The following is a 22,002-nucleotide window of genomic DNA, read 5'->3' as shown; positions in this document are numbered from 1 at the left end:
TTCCTAACTTAGACCAACTCAGCGCGGCCATCGCCACTTCCTGGTGGACACCATCTGATCAGCCTAGCCTCGGGCGCCCGCTCAGATCATCTCACGAGTATTACTTTTGCGCGTCGACTTTGGAGGCCACGGTGTTGGAGTCACCCGCCATTGCTTGCGCAGAGCTCGGGCGGACTCCTTCTCTCTCTGGTCCTGCACCCGTCCGCGGCAGAGGCTGCGATCAACGCGGCCGTTGCCCCTGCCAAACTCAGGCCCAGCGCCGCAGGCTTGGGCCCGGTACCGGCTGTCCTGTTCTCAACCGGGTGTCCTATAGGTTCTCGTTGTTTCCGGGGTTCAGTTTCTTTACGTGCAGAAGGTCTAGGGAGTCTGCCTGGTCCAGCAGGCTTCTTCGTTCGGCCAGCAAAAAGTTAGCGGCGCCTACGGCGTCGCGCATACGGCCCAAATGGTCCAATATTTCCCTCCGGTAATGGCCTTCCCGGTCGCACCAAGTGAGCTCCTGAAGCAGCCCAATGAGTCGTCCTGCGACGGCCGGATCCGCCGCTCCGTATTGCCTGGGCTGGTTCATCGCCATATCGAGCAGGTCCTTGAGCTCGGGAAGCGAAACCACCACCCTCACCCTCCCGTTCCCGTCGGTGAGGTGCTCGGGACCGGGGTTTCTTTCTGCCAGCCGGCCCAGGAGAACGGAGAGGTGCCCGATGACGTGCACCGCCGTGGTGGGGTCATTGATGCCCGGGGAGAGTGCACGTGCGGCCACGTCCACCAGCTGGCGGAAGCCGAACCCAACGTCCTGGACGTTCGTGCGTTCAAATCCGGTGGCCACAGCGGCATTAGCGTCCTCGGTCAGCTTTTCCCTGACCGTCGGGGTGAACGCTGCCCCGGGTTCGACGCTCCAGGCGGTGGCGAAGGGAACGCCCTCCACCAGGGAGCTGCCCGGTTCCCGGTCTATCCGTATCACGGCGCCGGACTCTTCGGCCGCCCGCATCAGTGCGCCCTGATGAATCGAGGTCAGGAATCCCGAGCTGGTGGAGTGGATGAGGATCGTTTCGGACGACGGGACCGGTTCCGGTCCACGGGCGGGCCGGTCCAAGGGGAAGACCCGGTCGATGGTTTCCTGGGTTTCCACATTAACCCTGCGCATCATGGTTTCCACCCGGATCTCCCGGGTAAGGTGCGCCAGGAAGAGCACCAGCCCTATGACACTTGCAATAGCGAGCCCGAACGCGACGGTGACGGATATTTCAGGTACGAAGAGGCTGGTTCCTAGGCTTTCGTCGCGAACGCTTCGAAGGACAGTTAAGGCGAAAGAGAAGGCAGCCAGGAACAGGGCCAGCGTGACGTGGACAAACCGGTCGGAAGTAAAGGTACGCAGCAGCCGCGGGGAGAACTGGCTGCTGGCCAGCTGCAATGTCACCACAGTCAGCGAGAAGGTCAGGGACGTCACGGTGATGAGGGAGCCCGAAATCGCCTGCAGGACAGACCTGGCCGCCTCCGGTCCCCCGCTGAAGAGAAAGACGGTGACGCTTTCGGGGAGTTGGCCCTCAAGTCCCGCGTCCAGTGCGGGCAGCACCGTCCCCAGAACCACAGCCAGGGCAACCGCCAATGTCGGAAGGGGCCACAGCTGTGTCCGGAATGCATCCATCCATTGCGCGCCACGGCCAGTCATCGGGAACAAACCGCCGGCATTGCAGGTGCCTCAGTCATAGGTTCCTACTCTCAGGAGAGGGCCAGACGCCGAAAAGCTTTTTGTAGTTAGCCGTACCGTCCGGTTGGCTCCAAGCTGGCTGAACCGGAAAGACTAAGCGTACTGTCAAGTTCGTTCCTCTGTCCGCGGTATATGCCCAGAACCTCCAACATCGAAGGAGTGCCATGCGATTGAAAGCCCCGATAATGCCGGAGATAGGGCGGGAAGCCTATGTGGTTTGATTCCTGGGCGGAGATCCTGCGCGTCCTGATCATCGGCTCGGTTTCATATACGGCCCTGGTGGTGGTCTTGCGCGTCTCGGGCAAAAGGACCCTCGGGCAGCTAAACGCATTCGACTTCATCGTCACAGTCGCCATCGGATCCACCCTGGCGACAATCCTGCTCAGTTCCGACGTCGCCTTCTTTGAAGGACTGACGGCGCTGGCGCTGCTGGCAGGGCTGCAGTTCGTCGTGGCCTGGGCGTCCGCGCACGTGCCAGGCGCCAGGGCTGCGGTGACAGCCCGGCCGGTGGCCCTGGTCATTTCCGGGGAACTTCGACACGACCAGCTGCGAAGGAACCGCCTCAGCGAGTCCGAGGTGCTGCAGGCGGTGCGTTCCACCGGATCCGGCGACCTTTCCGACGTGGCGGCAGTGGTGCTTGAAACCAATGGAACTATCAGCGTCATCCCCCAAAGCAAACTCGGGAACGGTTCAACCCTCAAAGGTGTCAGGGACGCCCACGGGTTAGAGGACCAATGACAGCACCGGCTTCGCACAACGGACGTGTTGGCGCCCAGTTTGGGCCAGCGTATAGCAAAGGAACGGACTGTGGTGGGCGTTCCCGCCGTCGCGAGCTGGTGAAACTACCGAGGAAAGGACTCTCATGAGCAAAGACTCGACACCACGGAAGCAGCAGAAGCTGTCACTGACCGGATCCGTGGCCCTCGGGACGGGGGTGATGATCGGGGCGGGGATCTTCGCCCTCGTAGGCCAGGTCGCCGAGCTGGCCGGGGGCTGGGTGCCTTGGGCTTTCTTCGCGGGGGCCGTGGTGGTGGCCTTCAGCTCCTATTCCTACATCCGCTACTCAGCCACCAACCCGTCCTCGGGCGGGATCGCCATGCTGCTCAAAGCCGCCTACGGGCCCGGAGTGATCGCTGGGTCCTTCTCCTTGTTCATGTATGTGTCCATGATCATGGCCGAGTCCCTGCTGGGCCGCACCTTCGCCACTTACTTATTGCGGCCTTTCGGTTTGCAGGGTTCGAACGTCTGGGTGCCGGTCCTGGCTGTGGCTGCAATCGCGGTTGCTGCCCTGGTGAATCTGGTGGGCAACCGGTGGGTCGAGGGTTCGGCCACGGTTACGGCCGCGATCAAGATCTTGGGGATCGCGGCGATGGCAATCGCGGGCATCCTTGCGGCCGGTGTGTCGTCCCTGGGCCGGCTGTTTACTGTGGCGGACCGCACCCCGCCGGATCAGGGGTGGCTGGGGTTCCTGGCAGGGGTCACATTGTGCATCCTGGCTTATAAGGGCTTCACCACGATCACCAACCAGGGAGCTGACCTGCGCAAGCCGGAGCGCAACATCGGCCGGTCCATCATGATTGCCATCGGTCTGTGCAGCACGCTGTACCTGCTGATTACAGTAGCGGTCACCGGCAGCCTCACGGTCGATCAGATCGTCGAGGCCCGGGACTATGCCCTGGCCGAGGCCGCCGTGCCAACGTTCGGCTCCTGGGGCGTGACGCTGACCGTAGCGATCGCCGTGGTCGCCACGCTCTCCGGACTGGTGGCGAGTCTGTTCTCCGTATCGAAGCTCTACGACATGCTCAGGGACATGGGGCAGGCCCCCGGACTGCCCGGACAGCAGGGCCACCAGTCGCTGTTCATCACCGCGGGGCTGGCAATGGTGATGGCCGCGTTTTTCGACCTGTCCCAGATCGCCTCTCTCGGAGCGATCTTATACCTCGCCATGGACCTCGCCGTCCACGTCGGCGTGATCCGCCACCTCAGGACCGAAATTGAGCCCAAGATCTGGATTCCTTGGACGGCCATCGTGCTCGACATCGCCGTGCTGCTGCCGTTCTTGCTCGTGAAAGTGCAATCGGATCCGCTCACCATAGTGATCACCGTTGTCGTGGCCACAGCGATTACCGTCGCCCAGTGGTTCGCGGTGCGCTACCGGCGCCACAATGATGCACCCTCACACGAGACCTCAACCCAGCACCACTCCGATTGAGCACCACCTGTCCGGACGGATCGGAGCCCCGGGCCGTGCAGCCGCGTCCGGACACATGATGACAACGTCGATCAGCGCCTAAGCGAACCATCCCGGGTCAATGACCAAAGAGAATTCAGGGCCTGCCGGCCCGCCGATGGCTAGCCCGTTAGCGGGTACGCGGGGTTCATCGAGTTACCGAACCTCACCTGTCCCGCTCCTTATCTGGGCGGATCGGTGCACTTGTCACTGCTCCGTGACAGTAAGCAACCGCGATATGGCGGCTCGTCCCGCCCTTGCTGACCCATGAACAAGGTGGGAGTCTGGTTGGACCTTAGAGGTCACCTAATTCGGTGCAACGTAGTCAGGAGCCAAGATGCGAAAGTGCCACAGACAGCACAGCCAACTACTCGGCTCCCTTGTTGACGGCCTGACGCTCATAGGTATTTCCGGGTGCAGCACCGCTACCCCCGACGAAGACTGGTACGCCATCGCCAACGGTGTCGATGCCGACATCGGCGGAGTAGAGGTGCGCAGTCCCCTACGCGTCAGGGTTGGATGAGGCCAGCGGCTCATAGCAACTTCGCTTAATCTGTAGGGCGAGAATCAGGAACATCACCAATGTCTATCTCCACGATTTCCCCGGTGCGGGAAGATGGATCCATGAGTAATTCTGGCCCCCGCGCCGGTGGGCCGTCCCCTCGAAGGTCGTTCACTCCGGCACAAAAATTGGCGCACTTGGATGCGTATCAACGGGCCTGCGACGACGGCACCGGAGGCGGGGCATACCTGCGCCGCGAGGGCCTGTATTCATCCCAAATCACCGAGTGGCGCAAGCTCCGCGACGCCGGCATCCTGGAGGGCAAGAAGCCTGGGGAAAAGATAGGCAAGCCCACTGCTGAACAGGCGGAAATCGGTCGTCTACGCCGGCAGCTGGAGGTGAGTGAACGCAAGCTGGCACGGACTGAAGCTGCGTTGTCGATTATGGAAAAAGCACGACTGCTTTTGGAGGATATCTCCGAAAGCGCGGAGCAGCAGCCCTGGTACAAGAAACCCTGATGTCTGCCTACACCGCCCTCACCGGCGCGGACATCCCAACCAGGGAAGCAGCCGTGATTGCCGGGGTCCCCAGGGCCACAGCGACCCGCAAAGTCCGAACCCCGGCGGAAGACCCGCGGCCCGCCCCGGCACCGGCAAATAAGCTCTCAGCGGCAGAGCGCGCTCACATCCTGGCGACCGTGAACTCGAAGGATTTCATCGATCTGCCGCCGGTGCAGATTTATGCCCGGCTCCTGGATGAAGGCATCTATTTGTGCTCAATCTCCACGTTCTACCGCGTCCTGGAGGAGAACCGGCAGGTCAAGGAACGCCGCCGACAGGCACGCCACCCGGCCCGGGCCGTCCCGGAGCTGGTCGCGACCGGCCCTGGGCAAGTTTTTTCATGGGACATCACCAAGCTCGCCGGCCCGATCAAGGGCAAATACTACGATTGCTACGTCATGATCGACATCTATTCCCGCTACATTGTCGGCGCCTACGTCCATGCCCACGAGTCCGGGGAACTGGCCGTGGAAATGATGAAGGAGATCTTCGGTATCCACGGCATCCCGCAGATCGTCCACGCCGACCGTGGCACCTCCATGACGTCCAAAACAGTCGCCGCGCTGCTCTCGGACCTGGAGATCACCCGGTCCCATTCCCGTCCGCGCGTCAGCAATGATAATCCGTACAGTGAGGCTTGGTTCAAATCGCTGAAGTTCGCCCCCATATTCCCCGAACGCTTCGGGTCCCTGCCTGACGCGAGGGCCTTCATGGGCTCCTTCGTCGACGGGTATAACCACACCCATTGCCACACCGGAATCGGCCTCAACACACCGGCAGACGTGCACTACGGACTGGCCGCCGGCAAAGCCCTTGAACGCGCCAGAACCCTTGCCGCCGCACGGGCAAAAACACCCGAACGATTCACCACCAACAACGACCCCAAGATCATCACCATCCCCGACAGCGCCTGGATCAACAAACCAGCCGAGAAAACCGACACCAAAGCCGCAGCCTAACTCCCACTGGCCTCATTCACCTTGACAAATTCCGGTCTGCTCCTTGTTTCAGAGGATGAAAACAAGCCAGGGAGGTTCCTAGGCACTCTTTTCAACACGTCAACTTCACCTGTAGATGTTGGCTTTTCCGACGCGAACGACAACGTCACCGTTCGCGTGGAGTCACAAGGGCAGCTCGGGTTCGATACCAGGCAGCTCCTCTTCTCCTCAGTCAGTGAAATTCCGGGTTCCAGGTTGCCGGTTACGGTGACCGTAGGATCGGAGCAAAAAGAGCTCTCCACCCCGGTGTTGGACGGCACCTTGCAGGCATACCGTCCCTTCCTTCCCACCGTGAGCCCGTCAGCGTCGTCGGGCGACAAGTAGGGCGTCCATCCACGGGAGGGCCCCGTTGCGCTTGGGCTCCAGCACGTTCCCGCCGGGCACGCCCGTCCCGATGCTCCTCCGCCATCTACAAGCGCAACTTTGCTGAGGCATACAGTTGAGCCACCGAAGTGGCGCGCATTGGTCCTGGTTCCAGCGACCTCACCGGTCCTTTATCAACAGCGATTTTCAGTCTCAGTTCAGGGGCCATCCCGGCGCCGGGCCGCCCTCCGGAAGGCCGGAACTGTCCTGCCGGCCGGAGCCGCAAGTGCCGGAACCCATAGCTCAAGTCAGATAGGCAAATCGGCCCTTAGATGAGGGGCACAGATGCGGTCTATTCAATGCCATTAGCGACGTGATGTGTCAATCAGGTTCACTTTGCGACCCGGCCCACGATCCGGTGTGCCACCAGCCGGTCGATTCCGGGCAGATGGGTTGCCTGGATGATCCACCGGTGCAGGAGCCGCTGGGTCCTATTGGCGGGGAGGAACGATGACGCGGCGCGGCGCCCGGCGGCTTGGGCCTCCTCGACCACGGGCCGCCAGCGTCGCTCGAAGTCGACAAGTGCCTGGCTGATCCAATCCGGTGAGACCACAGGTCCGAGGACGTCCCCCAGGTGCGCGGCACCGGCGATGGCGAGTGAGCCGCCCTGCCCCGCGAGGAGCGACGCTGCACCGCAGGCGTCACCCACGAGAACGGTCCGGCCGCGCTGCCAGTCCAGCATCACAATCTGTGCGACGACATCGTCGTAAGGATGCTCGGGACAAAGTTTCAGCAGCCGGTCCACGGCGTGGCCGAGTCCGGAGAACTCCCGGCGCAGCCGCTCCCGCGGGCTCCTGGACCGCTGGCCCTCCGGCGTGCCGGTAGCGTCCCGTTAGACCACTAATGCCGCCGCCTCGTCCGAGCGGAGGCTGTAGAGTCCGGCCACCCGCTCGATGCTGTCGGGAAGGATGAAACGGTTCCGGAAACGGGCGTTCAGGAGCGGTTCGGTCACGATGAAGGCTGCTGCCCGCATGCCCAAGGGGCGCAGATACTCGGCTTCGGGGCCGAACACCTGGGAGCGCACTCGGGAATGGATGCCGTCAGCGGAGGACGTCCGCGGCGACCGTCACCTCCGGGGAGCCCTCGACGGCGATCTGAACGCCGTCGTCGTCACTCCATACACGGGATACCGGCGCCCCATAACTGACCCGCACCCGGCCGGGCGCCACGTCTTCAAGCGCCGCGCGGGCGGCTCGCTCCATGTCAGGGCGCAGCAGGCTCAGGACGTTCCCGCCGGCCAGCCGCGCGAACTGGTCGTAATCGAGGCTGGACATGGGGTGCCCTGTCGCATCGACATACTCGGCTGCCTCGACAGGGTAGGCCACTGCCGCGAGCCGCCGGGTAAAGACCAATCCGCTCCGCCGCCTCCACCCCCGGGCCAAAGAAGTCCATCATGTAGCCATCGGGGCGCGGGGCGACCGATTTCTCGAGGAGCTCGACTTCCCTGCCGGCCAGACCAAGCTGGCTGTCCGCGACAAGACCCGCAAGGGCTCACCCCTGTGCCTGATCGGAGACTCCGGGACCGGCAAATCGCACCTGCTCATCGGGCTCGGCACCGCCGCGGCCGAGAAGGGCTACCGGTTCAAATACACACTCGCGACCCGGCTCGTAACCGAACTCGTCGAAGCCGCCGATGAAAAGATGCTGGCCAAAACCATGTCCGCTACGGCCGCGTCGACCTGCTCTGCATCAATGACCTCGGTTATATGGAACTGGACCGTCGCGGCGCCGAACTCCTCTTCCAGCTCCTCACCGAAAGGGAAGAGAAGAACTCCATCGCAATCGCCTTCCAACGAATCCTTCTCCGGCTGGACAAAAACCTTCACCGACCCGCGCCTCTGCGCCGCCATCGTCGATCGGCTGACGTTTAACCGCGCCATCATCGAAACCGGTACCGATTCCTACCGCCTCGCCCACACCCTCGCCCAACAAACCGCAGGTTAGACCTTGGCGCCGCTCGTTGTCTTATTCCCTAAGGAGGTAAGAGCCAACGCCATGCCTGCAATCGAGACGGGTAGCGCCACGATGTACGCGTTGCCGAAGTATGTGAAGGCCAAACTCAAAGGATAGGCCGCACCCAGCCATCCGCCCACCATCAACGAAACCCTTCCAACAGTTGAACGGGGGTGGCCCAGCAACGTAATCAGACTCACCGAGATGCACCAGGCACTAGCTAGAAGGAAAGTGAACGCACCAGCGAACGCAAGGCGGTCAGCGGTGAAAGCGCTAGCAAAACTGGTAATCCCAATCATCGAAAGTACGAGTCCAAGAAGCATCAACCCTAGTTCCGACACTAAGACGGCCGGGCGTTCGATCAGCGACTTGAGCATGGAACGACCCTAGTTGGGGTGGCCCCGACAGGCCATATCAACTGCGCTGCCTGAAACCACTGAAGTTATTCCGTAGAGCCTTCGAGGTTCCTGCAACGGAATGGCAGGTGGTCCTGGATCAGGCCGTCTCAGTGGTCCTAAATCAGGTTGACATACTCACTCCATCCTGGCCCATTCCTCGACCGACGTCCTCGTCGCCCGGCAGTTCGAAAATCCGGCGCCCCGTACGCCGCAGTAGCCTGCCGCGGTTCACGAGACCTTGGGGCGGGCACGTCTGGGCGTTCAGGCCGCGCAGGCTTGCCCGCCCCTGAGTTTCACCCAGCGCCCCCGGCGCCGACGCAGCATCTCGCCACCTCCTGAACAGCAAGCTCCCGGCGGATGTTCAGCGGTTCGCTTGCCGGCGGCACTCCACCCCGATGTGCGGGTCGGGTTTACTTTGCGATTCTGCCCAGGATCTGACGGGCCACCAGCCGATCGATTCCCGGCAGATGGGTGGCCCGGATGATCCACCGGCGCAGGAGGCGCCGGGTCCGGTTGGCAGGGAGGAACGATGATGCCGCGCGCCGCCCGGCTGCCTGAGCCTCATCGACGAGGGGTCGCCAGCGCCGCTCGAATTCCGCGAGGGCCGGGCTGATTCCCCCGGGTGAGCCCACGGGTCCCAGAACATCCCCGAGCAGCGCGGCGCCGGCGATGGCGAGCGAGCCGCCTTGGCCGGCGAGGAGCGACACGGCCCCGCAGGCGTCCCCCACGAGGACAATCCGCCCCCGCCGCCAGCCAGGCATGACAATCTGTGCGACGACATCGTCGTACGGATGCTCGGGGCACAGTTCCAGCAGCCGGTCGACCGCGTGGCCGAGTCCTGCGAACTCCCGGCGCAGCCGCTCCTGCGGGCTCCCGGAACGCTGGTGTCCTGGGGCGCCTGCGGGATCCCGGTAGACCATGAACGCCGCGACCTCATCCGAGCGGAGGCTGTATAGCCCAGCCATCCGGTCGATGCTGTCGGTGAGGACGAACCGGTTCCGGAAGCGGGCATTCAGGTCCGGTTCGGTCACGATGAAGGCGGCAGCACGCATGCCCAAAGGGCGCAGGTACTCATCCTCAGGACCGAACACTTGGGCCCGCACCCCGGAATGGATGCCATCAGCGCCGACGAGGACGTCCGCGGCGACTGTCACCTCCGTTGGGCCGTCAACGGTGACCCGCACGCCGTCCTCATCACTCCAGACCCGGGAAACCGGCGCTCCGTAGCGGACCCGCACCCGGCCCGGGGGCACGTCCTCGAGGGCGGCGAGGGCGGCGAGGGCGGCGAGCTCCATGTCCGGGCGCAGCAGGCTCAGGACCTTCCCGCCGGCAAGCCGGGCGAACCGGTCGTAATCAAGGCTGGCGGTGGCACATCCTGTGGCGTCGACATACTCGGCTGCCTCTACGTGGTACGCCACCGCTGAGAGCCGCGGGTAGAGGCCGATCCGCTCCGCCGCCTCCACTCCGGGACCAAAAAAGTCCATCATGTAGCCCTCGGGGCGCGGAGCGGGAGATTTCTCCAGGAGTTCGACCTCCCAGCCGGCCAAACCCAGCTGGCGGGAAGCGACAAGGCCAGCAATGCCTGCCCCGACAACTACTGCCTTCATGTCCTGCCTCCCCTGATCAGATCGGCGGGCTGATGGAACCCTGCCGGGAACGCAGGAGTCCCGCCGTCACCCTCTGGCTCATTCTTGGCTCGTTCCCCGCTGGCTGTCCAGCGCTCACGATTCAGTGTTCACCGACAGCTAGGCTGGAAGGGCGCGCCGCCATGATGCTTACCGCATGGAGAGCGTCGCCTGTTTTGTGCACCTCGCCCACCGCCTCCGTCTCCGTCTCCATCTCCGTCTCCGTCTCCGCCCTGAGACTCACCTTTGTCTGGCAACGGAAATCGCCCCGTCAATCGGTCCGACGTAAACCGAACTAACTTCGGGGGTCTGCCGTGGGGCTCTCACGTAGCCCCACGCAGCGGTACCACCAAGACGGGGACGCCAGAGAACTCCAGAATGCGCAGGGTGTGGCTTCCTATATAAGGCGTTGCACTGGCGGGGCGGTCTACCAGGGCCACGACTATCAGCACGGCATGGACTTCACGGGCCGCGGCCAGGATTTCCGCGGCGACCCGTCCGGAGCGCTGGCTGAAGGACACCTCCACGCCTGCCGCCGCTGCCAGCGAGGCAACATGCCTGAATGCGGCTTCGGCGGCCAGGTCGGCATGTTTCGCCAGGGCGGCCGGGTCGATGTTTCCGGGATGCTTGACCAGCGCCGCGGGGTCCCTTACCGTCACCACTTTCAGGCTCGCGCCGAGCCGGCGGGCATAATCGACGGCCACTTCGGCTGCCCGGAACGCCGCCCGGGAGTCGTTCACGGCCACTAGGATCACGTCGTTCATGGACCCACCTTCCTATCGGCATCGGGCGCAGCGCTCCGTGATGTGCCTGCGTTCTGGTCGGCGGCCCAGCGCAGACGCAGGCTCTCTTCGAGTTCCTGCGCGTCAAGCTGCCGGCGGATATCCATGAGTTCTTTCTCGAGTCGGGGGATCCAGCGGTTTTCAACCGCCCGCTGCCGGGTCCGGGTCGCGGCAAGTTCCGCTGTCAGCAGCTTTTCCGCACGCTGGACGGCGGCGTACCGGATCCCGGCCTCAAGGGCGCTGCGATGGACGGTAGCTGTGTAGGACAGGGCCGAGCTTCCGACCGCCGGGGACGCGGCCGGAAGCTGGCACTCCGGATCTTCGGGATATGCCACGCCCATGGTGCTGCCCCACCGCAGCCGGACGCCCGCCGGTGCCAGCGGTGCGGCCATCCCAATGCGTCCGCTTCCGTCCAGGGCGGCAGCGCGACGGAGCCAGAGCGCAGCTTCGGTTGCCAGCCCTTCCCACTCCGTACGGGCCAGCTCCGCACGAAGCTGGAGCCGTTCCAGCTCGTCCGCCAGAATGTGCTGTTTCCGGTCCAACAGTCGTGCGCCGTGCCGGGCGGTCAGCAGCCGGCGCTCTACCTGGACCTTCCCTGCCCGTCCCGTGCTGCTCATGGATGGTCATCCCGGCCGGGAAGGTAACGTTCCAGGAAGGTGGTTGACACCATGGTCAGCTCCTGTTCCGGCAGCGCCGCCAGCGCTTCCCAAGCCCGGGCCAGGGTATCGTCCAAAGACCGGATTTCATCACGCCGCTGGTTGAAGAGACCTTCTTCAACCAGCGTCCGGTACTGGATGTAGCTGCGGTCGGTTTCGCTCAGAGCGCCCGCACCCACCAGTTCGGCCAGTTCGGTGGCCTGCCGCGCACGCGCCATGGCCGCAAGGACCTGGGCCGCCACGTCGAGGTGGTCCTCGCGGGTCCGGTCCTTGCCGGCGCCGCTGCGCATCAGCCGCGACAGCGAGGACAGGACGTCTACCGGCGGGTAGATGCCGCGCGCGGCTATCTCAGGTGCAAGGACAATCTGCCCCTCCGTGATGTAGCCCGTCAGGTCAGGCACCGGGTGGGTGATGTCGCCAGCCGGCATCGTCAGCACCGGAACGATCGTTACGGAGCCGTCGTGGCCCTTGACCCGACCGCAACGCTCGTACAGGGTGGCGAGATCGCTGTAGAGGTAGCCGGGGTAGCCCCGCCGGGCCGGGATCTCCCGCCGCGCTGCGGACACCTCACGGACCGCTTCGGCGTAACTCGTCATGTCCGACATGATCACGAGCACGTCGTGACCTTCGGTATAAGCGAGGTGTTCGGCGATGGTCAGGGCGATCCGCGGGGTGAGGATTCGTTCAATGACCGGATCGTCGGCAGCGTTCAGCAGGAGAACGAGCTCTCCCTCGGCAGAGCGTTCTTCGAGACGGTCCCGGACGTAGGCGATATCCGCGTGGGCCAGACCCATGGCGGCGAACACCACGCGGAATGACTGGCCGCTCGAGGTCGCCTGTGCCGCGATCTGGGTGGCGAGCGTCAGGTGCGGGAGACCTGGTACAGAGAAGATGGGAAGTTTTTGTCCCCTGACCAGTGTGGTCAAGGCATCGATGACCGAGATGCCGGTCAGGACAGGTTCCTGCGGCGGTTCCCGGTAAACCGGGTTCAGCGGCCAACCGCTGACTGGCAGGGTTGCCGTGCCGGTCACCGGCGGTCCACCGTCGAGCGGTTCCCCGCGTCCGTTGCAGACCCGCCCCAGCCATCCGGTTCCCACCTGGATGTGAAGGGGGCGGCCCTCAAAACGGATCCGGATTCCCCCCAGCGACATCCCGTCGGTGCTTTCAAGCACCTGCAAGGTTGCGAGATCCCGGTCCACTTCGAGGACCAGGCCATGCCGCCGCTCGCCGCCGTCCATGTCGATGGTGGCAAATTCATCCCATCCCACGCCGTCTATCCCGCCAGCGACGAGCAGCGGCCCGCGGAGCTCCCGGATGTCTCCGTGGGAAATCTGTGCGGCGAAGCCGGAGGACAGCGGGAGCGATCCGGCAGCATCAGGCACACTGACCTTGGCCGTGACTTCCGGGTGGTTCACTGCAGGGCCTCCAATACCTTGAGCACCTCGGAGCTGCGGGCCTTCACGGCTGCGGCGTCCGAGGGACCTGTTTCTTCACGGGCCCGCAGGACCGGGCTGAGATCGGATTGCTCCACGGTGGTGGCGGCCACGCCCCGTTCCACAAGTTTCTGGCATGCGTCCACGACGTCGAGCACGAGGTCCAGCAGGGCGGCGCCTTTTTCCGGGGAACAGAACGCGTCATTGGCGCTCAGCGCGTTCTGCATCAACACGCCGTCGCGCAGCAGGCGCCCGCCCAGCAGCACCATCCGTTCGTGGCCCGGCAACGATGAGGCTCCAATGATTTCCGCCAGCTCGGCCAGCCGGTCCGACTCGGCCAGCAGGGCAGCGGCGCGGGCACGGCGGGCGGCCCAGCCCGGGTCGCCGTTGTCCCCATGCCAGGCGCCGATGGCTTCGGCGTCGCGGGCAAAGGAGCCGGTCCAGCTCACGGCGGGGTAATGCCGGGAGTAGGCCAGGTCCCGGTCCAGCATCCAGAGGGACCGGACGAACCGCTGGGTGTCCGTGGTCACCGGTTCCGTCATGTCACCGCCGGGCGGGGATACCGCCCCGATGACCGTCACGGACGCAGTCTTGCCGCCGAGCGTGGTCACACGGCCTGCCCGCTCGTAGAAGGAGGCCAGTTCGGAGGCGAGATTGGCCGGGTAGCCCTCCTCTGCGGGAAGGTCGCCGTTGCGGTTGGCAAATTCACGAAGCGCCTCTGCCCAGCGGGAGGTTGAGTCCGCGATCACGACGACGTCGTACCCCATGTCGCGGTAATATTCGGCCACCGTGATCCCGGTGAAGATGCTCGCCTCACGCGCCATCATGGGCATGTTTGAGGTGTTGGCGATGATGACGGTCCGATCGATCAGTTTGCCCCCGGTGCGCCCGTCTTCGAGCTGTGAGAGCCCGTCGAGGACGTCAGCCATTTCGTTGCCGCGTTCCCCGCAACCCACATAGACAATGACGTCAGCGTCGCTCCACTTGGCGATCTGCTGCAGCATCATGGTTTTGCCGGTCCCGAATCCACCGGGAACCGCGGCAGCGGCGCCCCGCACCACGGGGAACATCAGGTCCAGGACCCGCTGCCCGGTATGCAGCGGCACGGTCCCGGTGTGCCTGGCCCGGAATGGACGCGGCCGGCGCACCGCGCACTGTTCGGAAAGGGCCACATCGAGGCCGTCAACCACCGCGACCGTGTCCAGGACGTGGGCCCGGCCCTCCGGTGCGAGCCAGCTGAGTTCACCGGACACGCCCGCCGGTACCAGCACCCGGTGCACCACCGACCCCGAATCCGGCACGGTGCCCAGGATGTCGCCGGCAGAAACCTTGGTGCCGGCCACCGCCTCCGGCTTGAAAGTCCATTCGCGGGCCAGCGCCGTAGGGTCTCCCACCGACCCGGACCGCTCGGGCGTCAGCCACATCGGGGCCGACGACAGCGGGCGCATGAGCCCGTCGAACACCTGGCCAAGCAGGCCCGGGCCCATGAGCCCGGAAAGCTCCCCGCCGGTCGGAACAGCAACATCGCCCGCTTTCAGCCCACCCGTGTATTCATAAGCCTGCAGCGTGGCCCGGGTCCCGGCAATGGCCACCGTTTCGGCGCTGATACGTCGTGGCCCGACAGCGATCAGCTCAAGCATGGACAGCGCTTCAACCCCCTCGATTTCCACCAAGGGCCCGCTGACACGCACCACAGCGCCCTCCCTCCGGCCCGCTACCGGCTCCACGGCTCACCCGCCCCTGGCATCGAATCCAAGGTCATCCCGGCAAGCAGAGGCAGGGAAAGGTCCAGACGGCGTGACCCTGCTTCGGCGACGACGCCGCCGTCGGGGCTTTCGGACACGATGGCGTCCGGACCGAGCAACTCCCGGCACTGTTCCGTCAGCCGTGCCCTCAACCCTGGGTAGCGGGGGTCTGACGTGAGTTCAACCGCCGCCTCTCGAACCCGGCGGCGGAGTTCCAATCGGAGGGAACTGTGTTGTGCCAGGACCAGCTCATGCGCTTCACGGCGCGCCCGCGCCGAGCGCAGCGCGGCCTCCGAGCGGGCGGCGGCCGCACCCTCGTCAGCCGCGGCGGCGAGGATTCCAGCGGCTTCGGCCCGTGCGGCTTCCAACAGCGCATCGCCCTGGCTGCGGGCAGCGTCCCGGAGTTCAGCAGCCTGCTTCTCCGCCGCCGCCCTGAGCGCCATTCGTACCGGCCCCAAGGCCGCCTCGGACTCCGGAGCGAGCCCGGTCATGATGGCAGCACCACGGTCATGGGTGAGCGGGGATCGGCCAGGACTGGCTCCAGTGCCTGCGCGGAACGGGGTGTGAGGATGACGATTGCGGTGTCCCGGGGCAACGCCGTCCAGGCGTGAAGGATTTCCTCATCGGTGGAGCCGGCGAAGACGCTGACGCCGGCGAGCCGGAACCCGTCCAGCAATGCCTGTTCGCCGATCGCGGCAATCGTGTCGAACATCGCTCCAGCTCCCCGTCAGGCTTTGCCGATAAGGATGATGGCGATGATCAGGCCGTAGATGGCGATCCCCTCCGCCAGCCCCACCACAACCATGGCCCGGCCGAAGATTTCGGGCCGCTCGCTCATCGCCGCGAGGGCAGCCGATCCGGTGTAAGCAACGGCAAATGCCGCCCCGATCGAGGAACCGGCCACGGCTATCGCGGCGGCGATCAGGGCTGAGCCGCCGGCGCCCGCAGGTGTGTCAGCTGCTGCCGCCGCGAGGGCCGGAGCCACTCCGGAGGCTGCTGCCGGCGCTGCATTCAGCGCGCCGGCCAAAACGGCCAGGGCTCCGCCCATCACGGCGATGTTAAGGGCCGCCAGGATCTTGAACGCAGACTTGCGCCAGCGTCTGACCAGAAGGATGGCTCCAGTCGCAGCGATGAGGAAAATGGGGATGGCGCCGAACCAAAGGTTCATGGCAGCTGCCTTTCAGCCGGTGGAGTGGTATGGAAGACCGATGCCGCGGTGGCCGGGTGTGCAGTGGCGGCGGTGATGTCCGGGGACCACGGCCTGAACGGGCGCCCCTCGGACTGGAAGATGCGGGAGAACAGTTCATAGTATTCAAGGCGCAGTGCCTGGATCCCCGCCACCAGCGCTTCCAGCGCAAAGGTCACGAGGTTTCCCACAACGAACAGCAGAACAGCCGCGGCCGCGCGCCAGTCGGGCGCCCACAACGCCGTCGTGCCGTTCCACACCACCATCAGCAAAGCAGCGTGGGTGAGTCCGAAGGCAGCGAGGCGTGCAAAGGAGACCAGGTTCGAGCCCAGACGGATCACGGTATCCACGAGCTCGATGACCGCCTGGAAAATGGCGGGGGCCCCGCCCCCGGCCTCAATGAAGAGGCCGATGAAGATGAAAACCAGCGCGGCAAACGCCATGAGGGCTGCCACCGCCATCAGCAGCCCGGTGCCGGTGCTGAGCCCCCAGACGAGAAGCACCACCGAAAGGAACAACAGGGACCCGGCCACCCCGGAGCGGGCATACAGCGCATATCCCCAGCCGCCCTCGCGGACACGGTTGATGGTGCCCAGGGCATAGGCGCCGGCAAGCAGGAATGCTCCGACACCCAGTCCTGCAACCAGAAGCGGAACCGGATTCGCCAAGGGGTCCAACCAGAGCACCGGCACCAGACCGGTGGGTCCGAAGGCCTCCCCGTACAGCGCTCCGAAGAACATGGCGGCCAGCCCCGCTCCACACACGAAAAGCCAGGTCCTTTGCAGTTTGGCCAGTTTCTTGATCCGGCCGCTGCGCAACAGGAGGCCGCCGGCCAGCAGGATCGCACCGTGCCCCACATCGCCGAACATCATTCCGAACATCACGACATAGGCGATCCCTGCGAGGCGCGACGGGTCCAGGTCCGCATACGGCACAGTCCCGTAGGTATCCACCAGCGTCCGGGAGACGGGCGGCCTGCCGTCCCGGCCGCCGAGCATAGTGGGCGGTTGGATCCACCTGGGCCGGGGCAACGGGACGACCGCTGCCCCCAGCGGGGCGAGCGCGGCCGTGAGATCCGGGATCGCGTGCCGCGGCATCCACCCCGCCAGCGCCGCCGACGGTCCGGAGACAATAGCCGCTTCCGCTGCCTTATCCAGTTCCTCGGCGCCGTCGCCGGCTGTGTACGGTAGGTCCAGCTCGACGAGACGGCTCCGCGCCACTTCCACGAGCATGGAGTGCCGGTCCTGTTCAGGCACTACCAAAGCTACCCGTTCCATTCGGACGGGGGCCGGCGAATCACCCCGCTTCATCGAGCACCTCACTGGACCCGGCGCCCGCAGCAGCGGCAGTAAGGGCCGCTCGGACCCTCCACGCATCGGTGGACAGGACGGCAATGGCGCCCAGAACCACGTCCGGTCCGGGCATCGAAGCACGAAGCAATTGGAAACCGTCTTTCTCCACGGCAGCGCAGACGCGGGCCTCTGCATGCCACAGGTCCTTCGGTGATGCAATACCGACCAGCACCGTCCGCAGGGACGGCTGCAGCGCCGAAGTGAACTCGGCAAGACTCGCGGCGGCTTCCCAGGAGCTGCCCAGGACGGGGCGCAACAAGTGACGGACCGGCGCAGGTGGCCTCACGCCGTCGACCGTCAGCATCCGGGCGGCCGTAAGGGCGCACACCGCGCCGCACCACGGCCGCGCCGGTGGTGCCACAGCGGCCAGCCGCCGCAGCCAGGCCACGGTCAGCGCGTCCCTTAGCGAACCGGTTCCTGCAGTGCCGACGTCACCCCAGGCTGTGGCGCGCAGGATAGTCGCCAACTCCTCAACCGACCCGGCGGAACGAAGCCGCGGCCATGCGGTGGCAAGTGCACCCAGGTGATAGGGCTCGGGGGCCTTCGCACCGCCGGCGAGCTGGTGCGCCAAGGCCGTAATGTTCGCGATCTCAAAAGCCCCCGCGGCCGCCCGTGCAAGTGCGGTGCCCGATGCGGGAAGCCACCCGGCAAGCACACGCAGTTGCCACAGGACAGTCTCCTGAAGCGCGCGCTCCGCCGCAGCGAGTCCGGACGCCCCGCGAAGCCGTTCCGCATAGCTTGATTCCTGCAGCGAGGAGAGGGCGCGGCCAAGGGTGGGTTGAGCTGCTATCACGCGGCTCGCCCCGGCACCCACCCGGCGATGCGCCATGGACCGGGCCCTCACGCTGGCCGCCACCCAGTCTGCTTTCATATGCTTGCCGGGCTGCGCTGTTCCGGACTTGGCGGTCCCGGGTTCAGCGGAGCAAGCAGTGTGTCGATGAGCTGATAGACAGCGGCCGGGATAAGCGCGAGGCCAGACTCTTCCAGCGCCGCTGCCTCGTGGCGCGCCTGCTCCAGCTGCTCCGCGTCCCTCTCCGAGGTTTCCCTCTCGACCCGGGCGGCGGCGTCTGCGCGCGCCGCGCCGGCATCAAGTCGGGCTTGGGACAGAATCGCCGCGGCTTGGGTGCGCGCCCGGGCCACGTCCTCTTCCGCGATCAGACGTGCTTGGTCTACGACTTGCACGCAAAGTGCGGCGTCCTGGGCGAGTGCGGCGAACACCGGTGCCAGTTCGACGGCCGGACCCTGGTTGTCAGCGGCCGGCACGCCAGCCGGGCCCGCAGGGCCGGGAGCACCGACAGGCCTGAACCGGTCCAAAATACTCAGTCGCGCCATGGCACCTCCCGCGAAATTGTCCTCTTAGCGACAGTCTAGGCCCGGAGGTTCCAGTGTGGCGCGGGGCTTAAGGGACATGACACAGGTCAGCGGCGTAGTGCCTCACGTCAAGATGCTCGCGAAACGGCTGTGCGTGCCTCACGTATTTTTGCTCGCGTGGGCGACTGACGTATTGCTTGGGTCTTGTCGGCGGCGAGGCTGATGAGCTGGAGCTGGATGTCCGTGATTCCGCGGGTGAGATCGGCGGGATTCGTGGAGTTGAACACGGCCTCGAGTTCAGCGGCTTTGGGGGGTGTGAGCACACCCGCGTCGGTGACCCGCTGGTAGGGGCTCCGGGGCTTGTCGTAGACGCGGGTCTTGTGACCGTTCCGGTTCTCCCGCCAGCCAATGGCTTTCTTCGTCGCGGTAAACATGTTGAACCGGATCCGCACCAGGTCGTAGAGCTCGTTAAGCTGCTGCAGTTCCAGTGCGGTGTCGTACCGGTAGTGGAAAGCGTGGCGGCGCACGATGTCACCGCTTTTCTGCTCCACATGGGCGTTGTCGTTGGACTTGTAAGGCCTGGCCCGCGTGAAGTAAATGTCCCGGGCCGTTGCCCAGCCGACGAGGGCCTGGTTGATGAACTCCCCACCGTTATCGGTGTCCAAACCAGTGAGCAGGAACGGCAGACGCTCGGCGACGGTCTCCATCGCTGCGAGGATCCATTTGTAGGCGCTGTTACGGATCGCGACGTTCTCCGTCCAGCCGGTGAACACATCGGCAGCGGTGAGCGTGCGGGCGAATTCCCCCACCAGCGCAGGGCCGCAATGCGCGACCAGATCCGGCTCGATGAACCCCGGAACCTGCTCGTGTTCCTGTCCTGCCCGGCGCACCGCGATGGACGAGCGGAGCTCGCTGCCGGCCTTCGTGGCGGACAATCCCTTCGGCGCCATCCCCGCCCGGGTGGGCCGCAGCAGCCGGTCGATGGTCGCCCCGGACACTGTCATCAGCTGCTCCCGGACCTCGGGGCTGAATCGGGCCTTCCGAAGCTCCCCGAGGGCCTCCAGCCTCGGCAGCCATAGGTCCATCGTCGCCGCGAGATACTTGCCCGAGGGCATGCCAGCCAGCAGCCAGACCCTGATCAAGGCCGTCAGCGTGTCGTATCCATAAGTCCGCGGCCGGGGCTTCCGCTTCGCCTTCCGGACCGGGGTCTTACGCTTCAGCGCCGTGGACAACGCGCGGCGGGCATTGGCCCGGGACCAGCCGGTGACCGCGACCAGATCGTCCCGGATCCTGCCCTTGTCCTTCTAGGCCGCCCGCGCGTGCTCCGCCGCGGATTACTTGGTGATCTCCCTGCGCGCTGACAACGACAACCCCTGACCCATCCATCATGGTCCCAGCAGCACCCGGAGCCGGACCCGTTTCGCGAGCATTTCCCAAATGAGGCACGCACCCCATTTCGCGAGCACTATTCGTGAGTCTCGTCGGGTAGTTGCGGAACCGGGTGCGAGCATCCACAATGACCTCATGCCTGCCGAGTCCTACTCCGAACCGGTCCGCGAAGAGCTGCAGTTGAGCCGTGCCGATGCGTATGCCCGCGGCCGCCAACAGCGCCGGACCACGCCGCGTAGTGCACTGGCCGAGCGGAGCACGGCACATCGTGGCGCCGTCGCTCATATCCGCGAACAGAACGAAGACCGCAACCAGGAACTGGTGACCTGCCCCCCGAGGCCGGCCCCGACTGCCGACTGGCCAGGCTCGGCGAGCTCATGATCAGCTCCGGACCAGTGGCCAGGTCATGCCGTTTCCCCCGCGTTCCGGCATGAAGAGGTATCAGAGCGGAACTCTGGACCGGCAGCAACCCCAGCCAGCTCCAAAGAATAATCCGAAAATCATGTTGTACGCGGCCCCAGCCACCATGAAGTAGTGAACGCGAAAACCCAACGGAAGGACGAACGAGGATGAACACCCAGAACAGACCCCGCGAGGAGGCACCCGTCCTGCCGTAGCCAGCCGCTCCCCCAGACAACCGAATAGGCCGTTTCCGGGACCCACGCACCCGGAACATCAGATCAGAGGCGAGCGTGTGAACAATGTGCACACGACGAAACACCAAAAAGCCCCTGAACAGGGAAAACACTGTGCCCGAGGTGGGACTCGAACCGGACTCCAGCCCCCGCAAGCACTGGACTCCCGCCGAAACATGCGGAATCCGGCCCGATCCGGCACCGGTACGGCCCAGTCCGAGACCCAAAGTGTGGACACTGTCCACACGTCCCTTGGCCTTCCGGCTTTCTAGGCTCGGCTGACTTCCTAGCTGTGGCTTGGCTCTGAACGTCCGGGCGGCCGGCCGCCCAGACGGGTTGTGACCCTGCGGGCCGCGGCTGCGCCTGCCTCCCCCAGGCTTTGCAGTCTTTCCCGTGAAACCCGGAACCGGGGCGCGGAGATCAGGACGGCCGCCACGATGTCACCGCGGTGGTCGTAGACAGGGGCGGCCACGCCCACTTCGTCGATGGAGGATTCGCCGTAGTTGATGGCCCAACCACGGGCCGTCACATCCTTGAGCTTGATCTGGTAGCCATCCAGACCGGCATCGTCGAGTCCCAGATAGCTGATAGCACCGCTGCGCAGGAGGGTGCGGACACGTTCGACGGGTTCGGCGGACAGGAAGACCTGCACGGAGGCGCTCATAGCGTCCGTGTAGCGGGCTCCCAGCGGGGTGGTGTGCTTGATTTGGTGGTGGCTGGCGATCTGTTCCACGCACATTGACTCGGCGCTGTTCCAGACCATCAGTGCGCTGGTTTCGCCAGTCTGCTCGGTGAGTTCCCGCAGGACGGGGTAGGCCACGCGCCGTTCTTCCAGTTCCGCCAGCAGCGGCCCGGCGACGGCGATCAGTCCCAGCCCCAGGCGGAAACGGCGGGTTTCCGGGTCCCGTTCCACCAAGTGTTCCTGTTCAAACGTGGCCAGGATCCGGGAAACCGTGCTCTTGTGCAGGCCGACCCGGTTGGCGATCTCGGTGACGCCGAGCAGGGGTTCATCGGCGGTGAACGTCCGCAGCACGGCGATGGCGTTGACGATGACGGAGGTGCCTTTGGTGTCGCCGTTTCCGGTGGTGTCAGGGGATTCTGCTGGGGTCATGGTGTCTACCATCATTCCGTATGAGGGCCGAGAAGTGGCGCCACATTGACCGTGGCGCCGCTTCTCTGTCC

At 65.2% G+C, this 22,002-nt stretch carries 21 protein-coding genes and 2 pseudogenes; 5 read left to right on the top strand and 18 right to left on the bottom strand.

What is annotated here, in order from left to right; all coding sequences use genetic code 11:
- Positions 1 to 307: 307 nt before the first annotated feature.
- Positions 308 to 1,639, bottom strand: a complete 1,332-nt coding sequence (locus VUN84_08115; GenBank protein XAS65585.1) for a DUF2254 domain-containing protein — start codon at positions 1,637 to 1,639, stop codon at positions 308 to 310.
- Positions 1,640 to 1,912: 273 nt separating this feature from the next.
- On the opposite strand from VUN84_08115, the gene VUN84_08110 reads away from it, so the two are divergent.
- The 3 genes and pseudogenes from VUN84_08110 (at position 1,913) to VUN84_08100 (ending at position 5,953) form a co-directional block, all read left to right on the top strand.
- Positions 1,913 to 2,440 carry a YetF domain-containing protein gene (locus tag VUN84_08110; protein XAS65584.1) on the top strand — a complete coding sequence of 176 codons (528 nt, stop codon included), beginning with the start codon at positions 1,913 to 1,915 and terminating at the stop codon, positions 2,438 to 2,440.
- A gap of 124 nt (positions 2,441 to 2,564) precedes the next feature.
- On the top strand, positions 2,565 to 3,914 hold the full coding sequence (locus tag VUN84_08105) for an APC family permease (GenBank protein XAS65583.1): 1,350 nt from the start codon (positions 2,565 to 2,567) through the stop codon (positions 3,912 to 3,914).
- Positions 3,915 to 4,556: 642 nt separating this feature from the next.
- Positions 4,557 to 5,953 (top strand): annotated as a pseudogene (locus VUN84_08100) (IS3 family transposase).
- Positions 5,954 to 6,686: 733 nt separating this feature from the next.
- Here the strand turns inward: VUN84_08100 and VUN84_08095 are convergent.
- The 3 genes from VUN84_08095 to VUN84_08085 form a co-directional block, all read right to left on the bottom strand.
- A complete protein-coding gene (locus tag VUN84_08095) occupies positions 6,687 to 7,100 on the bottom strand; it encodes an FAD-dependent monooxygenase (protein ID XAS65582.1) in 414 nt (137 codons plus the stop codon).
- An 87-nt stretch (positions 7,101 to 7,187) separates the two neighbouring features.
- Entirely contained in the window at positions 7,188 to 7,379 is a 192-nt protein-coding gene (locus VUN84_08090) for a hypothetical protein (GenBank protein XAS65581.1), read from the bottom strand.
- A gap of 16 nt (positions 7,380 to 7,395) precedes the next feature.
- A complete protein-coding gene (locus VUN84_08085; protein XAS65580.1) occupies positions 7,396 to 7,707 on the bottom strand; it encodes a hypothetical protein in 312 nt (103 codons plus the stop codon).
- Between the two features lie 130 nt (positions 7,708 to 7,837).
- On the opposite strand from VUN84_08085, the pseudogene VUN84_08080 reads away from it, so the two are divergent.
- A pseudogene (locus VUN84_08080) lies at positions 7,838 to 8,299 on the top strand (ATP-binding protein).
- On the opposite strand, the gene VUN84_08075 reads toward VUN84_08080, so the two are convergent.
- From VUN84_08075 to VUN84_08015, 13 genes are all read right to left on the bottom strand, one after another.
- A complete protein-coding gene (locus VUN84_08075) occupies positions 8,296 to 8,685 on the bottom strand; it encodes a hypothetical protein (GenBank protein XAS65579.1) in 390 nt (129 codons plus the stop codon). The pseudogene VUN84_08080 and the gene VUN84_08075 sit on opposite strands and share 4 nt — an antisense overlap.
- Before the next feature lie 431 nt (positions 8,686 to 9,116).
- Positions 9,117 to 10,313, bottom strand: a complete 1,197-nt coding sequence (locus tag VUN84_08070; protein ID XAS65578.1) for an FAD-dependent monooxygenase — start codon at positions 10,311 to 10,313, stop codon at positions 9,117 to 9,119.
- A gap of 341 nt (positions 10,314 to 10,654) precedes the next feature.
- Positions 10,655 to 11,095, bottom strand: coding sequence for a universal stress protein (locus tag VUN84_08065; GenBank protein XAS65577.1), 441 nt, complete (start codon positions 11,093 to 11,095; stop codon positions 10,655 to 10,657).
- Complete coding sequence (locus VUN84_08060) at positions 11,092 to 11,730, bottom strand: V-type ATP synthase subunit D (GenBank protein XAS65576.1); 639 nt, start codon at positions 11,728 to 11,730, stop codon at positions 11,092 to 11,094. Before VUN84_08060 ends, VUN84_08065 begins: the two co-directional genes overlap by 4 nt.
- Positions 11,727 to 13,184, bottom strand: a complete 1,458-nt coding sequence (locus VUN84_08055) for a V-type ATP synthase subunit B (GenBank protein XAS65575.1) — start codon at positions 13,182 to 13,184, stop codon at positions 11,727 to 11,729. Before VUN84_08055 ends, VUN84_08060 begins: the two co-directional genes overlap by 4 nt.
- Entirely contained in the window at positions 13,181 to 14,896 is a 1,716-nt protein-coding gene (locus VUN84_08050) for a V-type ATP synthase subunit A (protein ID XAS65574.1), read from the bottom strand. The genes VUN84_08055 and VUN84_08050 overlap by 4 nt, the downstream gene beginning before the upstream one ends.
- Positions 14,897 to 14,916: 20 nt before the next feature.
- Positions 14,917 to 15,438 (bottom strand): hypothetical protein, encoded by a 522-nt coding sequence (locus VUN84_08045; GenBank protein ID XAS65573.1) that lies wholly within the window; start codon positions 15,436 to 15,438, stop codon positions 14,917 to 14,919.
- Complete coding sequence (locus VUN84_08040) at positions 15,435 to 15,659, bottom strand: V-type ATP synthase subunit F (protein ID XAS65572.1); 225 nt, start codon at positions 15,657 to 15,659, stop codon at positions 15,435 to 15,437. The genes VUN84_08045 and VUN84_08040 overlap by 4 nt, the downstream gene beginning before the upstream one ends.
- 15 nt (positions 15,660 to 15,674) lie before the next feature.
- Positions 15,675 to 16,115 carry an ATP synthase subunit C gene (locus tag VUN84_08035; protein ID XAS65571.1) on the bottom strand — a complete coding sequence of 147 codons (441 nt, stop codon included), beginning with the start codon at positions 16,113 to 16,115 and terminating at the stop codon, positions 15,675 to 15,677.
- The gene (locus tag VUN84_08030; protein ID XAS65570.1) at positions 16,112 to 17,389 is read right to left on the bottom strand and encodes a V-type ATPase 116kDa subunit family protein; all 1,278 of its coding nucleotides are present in this window, start codon (positions 17,387 to 17,389) and stop codon (positions 16,112 to 16,114) included. Before VUN84_08030 ends, VUN84_08035 begins: the two co-directional genes overlap by 4 nt.
- A 40-nt stretch (positions 17,390 to 17,429) precedes the next feature.
- Positions 17,430 to 18,278 (bottom strand): hypothetical protein, encoded by an 849-nt coding sequence (locus VUN84_08025; GenBank protein XAS65569.1) that lies wholly within the window; start codon positions 18,276 to 18,278, stop codon positions 17,430 to 17,432.
- A 74-nt stretch (positions 18,279 to 18,352) separates the two neighbouring features.
- Positions 18,353 to 18,817, bottom strand: coding sequence for a hypothetical protein (locus VUN84_08020; protein XAS65568.1), 465 nt, complete (start codon positions 18,815 to 18,817; stop codon positions 18,353 to 18,355).
- A gap of 107 nt (positions 18,818 to 18,924) precedes the next feature.
- Complete coding sequence (locus tag VUN84_08015; GenBank protein XAS65567.1) at positions 18,925 to 19,938, bottom strand: transposase family protein; 1,014 nt, start codon at positions 19,936 to 19,938, stop codon at positions 18,925 to 18,927.
- Between the two features lie 382 nt (positions 19,939 to 20,320).
- Between VUN84_08015 and VUN84_08010 the strand changes: the two genes are divergently transcribed.
- Positions 20,321 to 20,566, top strand: a complete 246-nt coding sequence (locus VUN84_08010) for a hypothetical protein (GenBank protein ID XAS65566.1) — start codon at positions 20,321 to 20,323, stop codon at positions 20,564 to 20,566.
- Between the two features lie 540 nt (positions 20,567 to 21,106).
- Here the strand turns inward: VUN84_08010 and VUN84_08005 are convergent.
- Complete coding sequence (locus VUN84_08005) at positions 21,107 to 21,931, bottom strand: IclR family transcriptional regulator (GenBank protein ID XAS65565.1); 825 nt, start codon at positions 21,929 to 21,931, stop codon at positions 21,107 to 21,109.
- Positions 21,932 to 22,002: the final 71 nt, after the last annotated feature.

This window comes from Micrococcaceae bacterium Sec5.8 (assembly GCA_039636775.1).
Lineage (GTDB): Bacteria > Actinomycetota > Actinomycetes > Actinomycetales > Micrococcaceae > Arthrobacter.
This window is presented reverse-complemented; position numbering and strand designations above follow the sequence as displayed.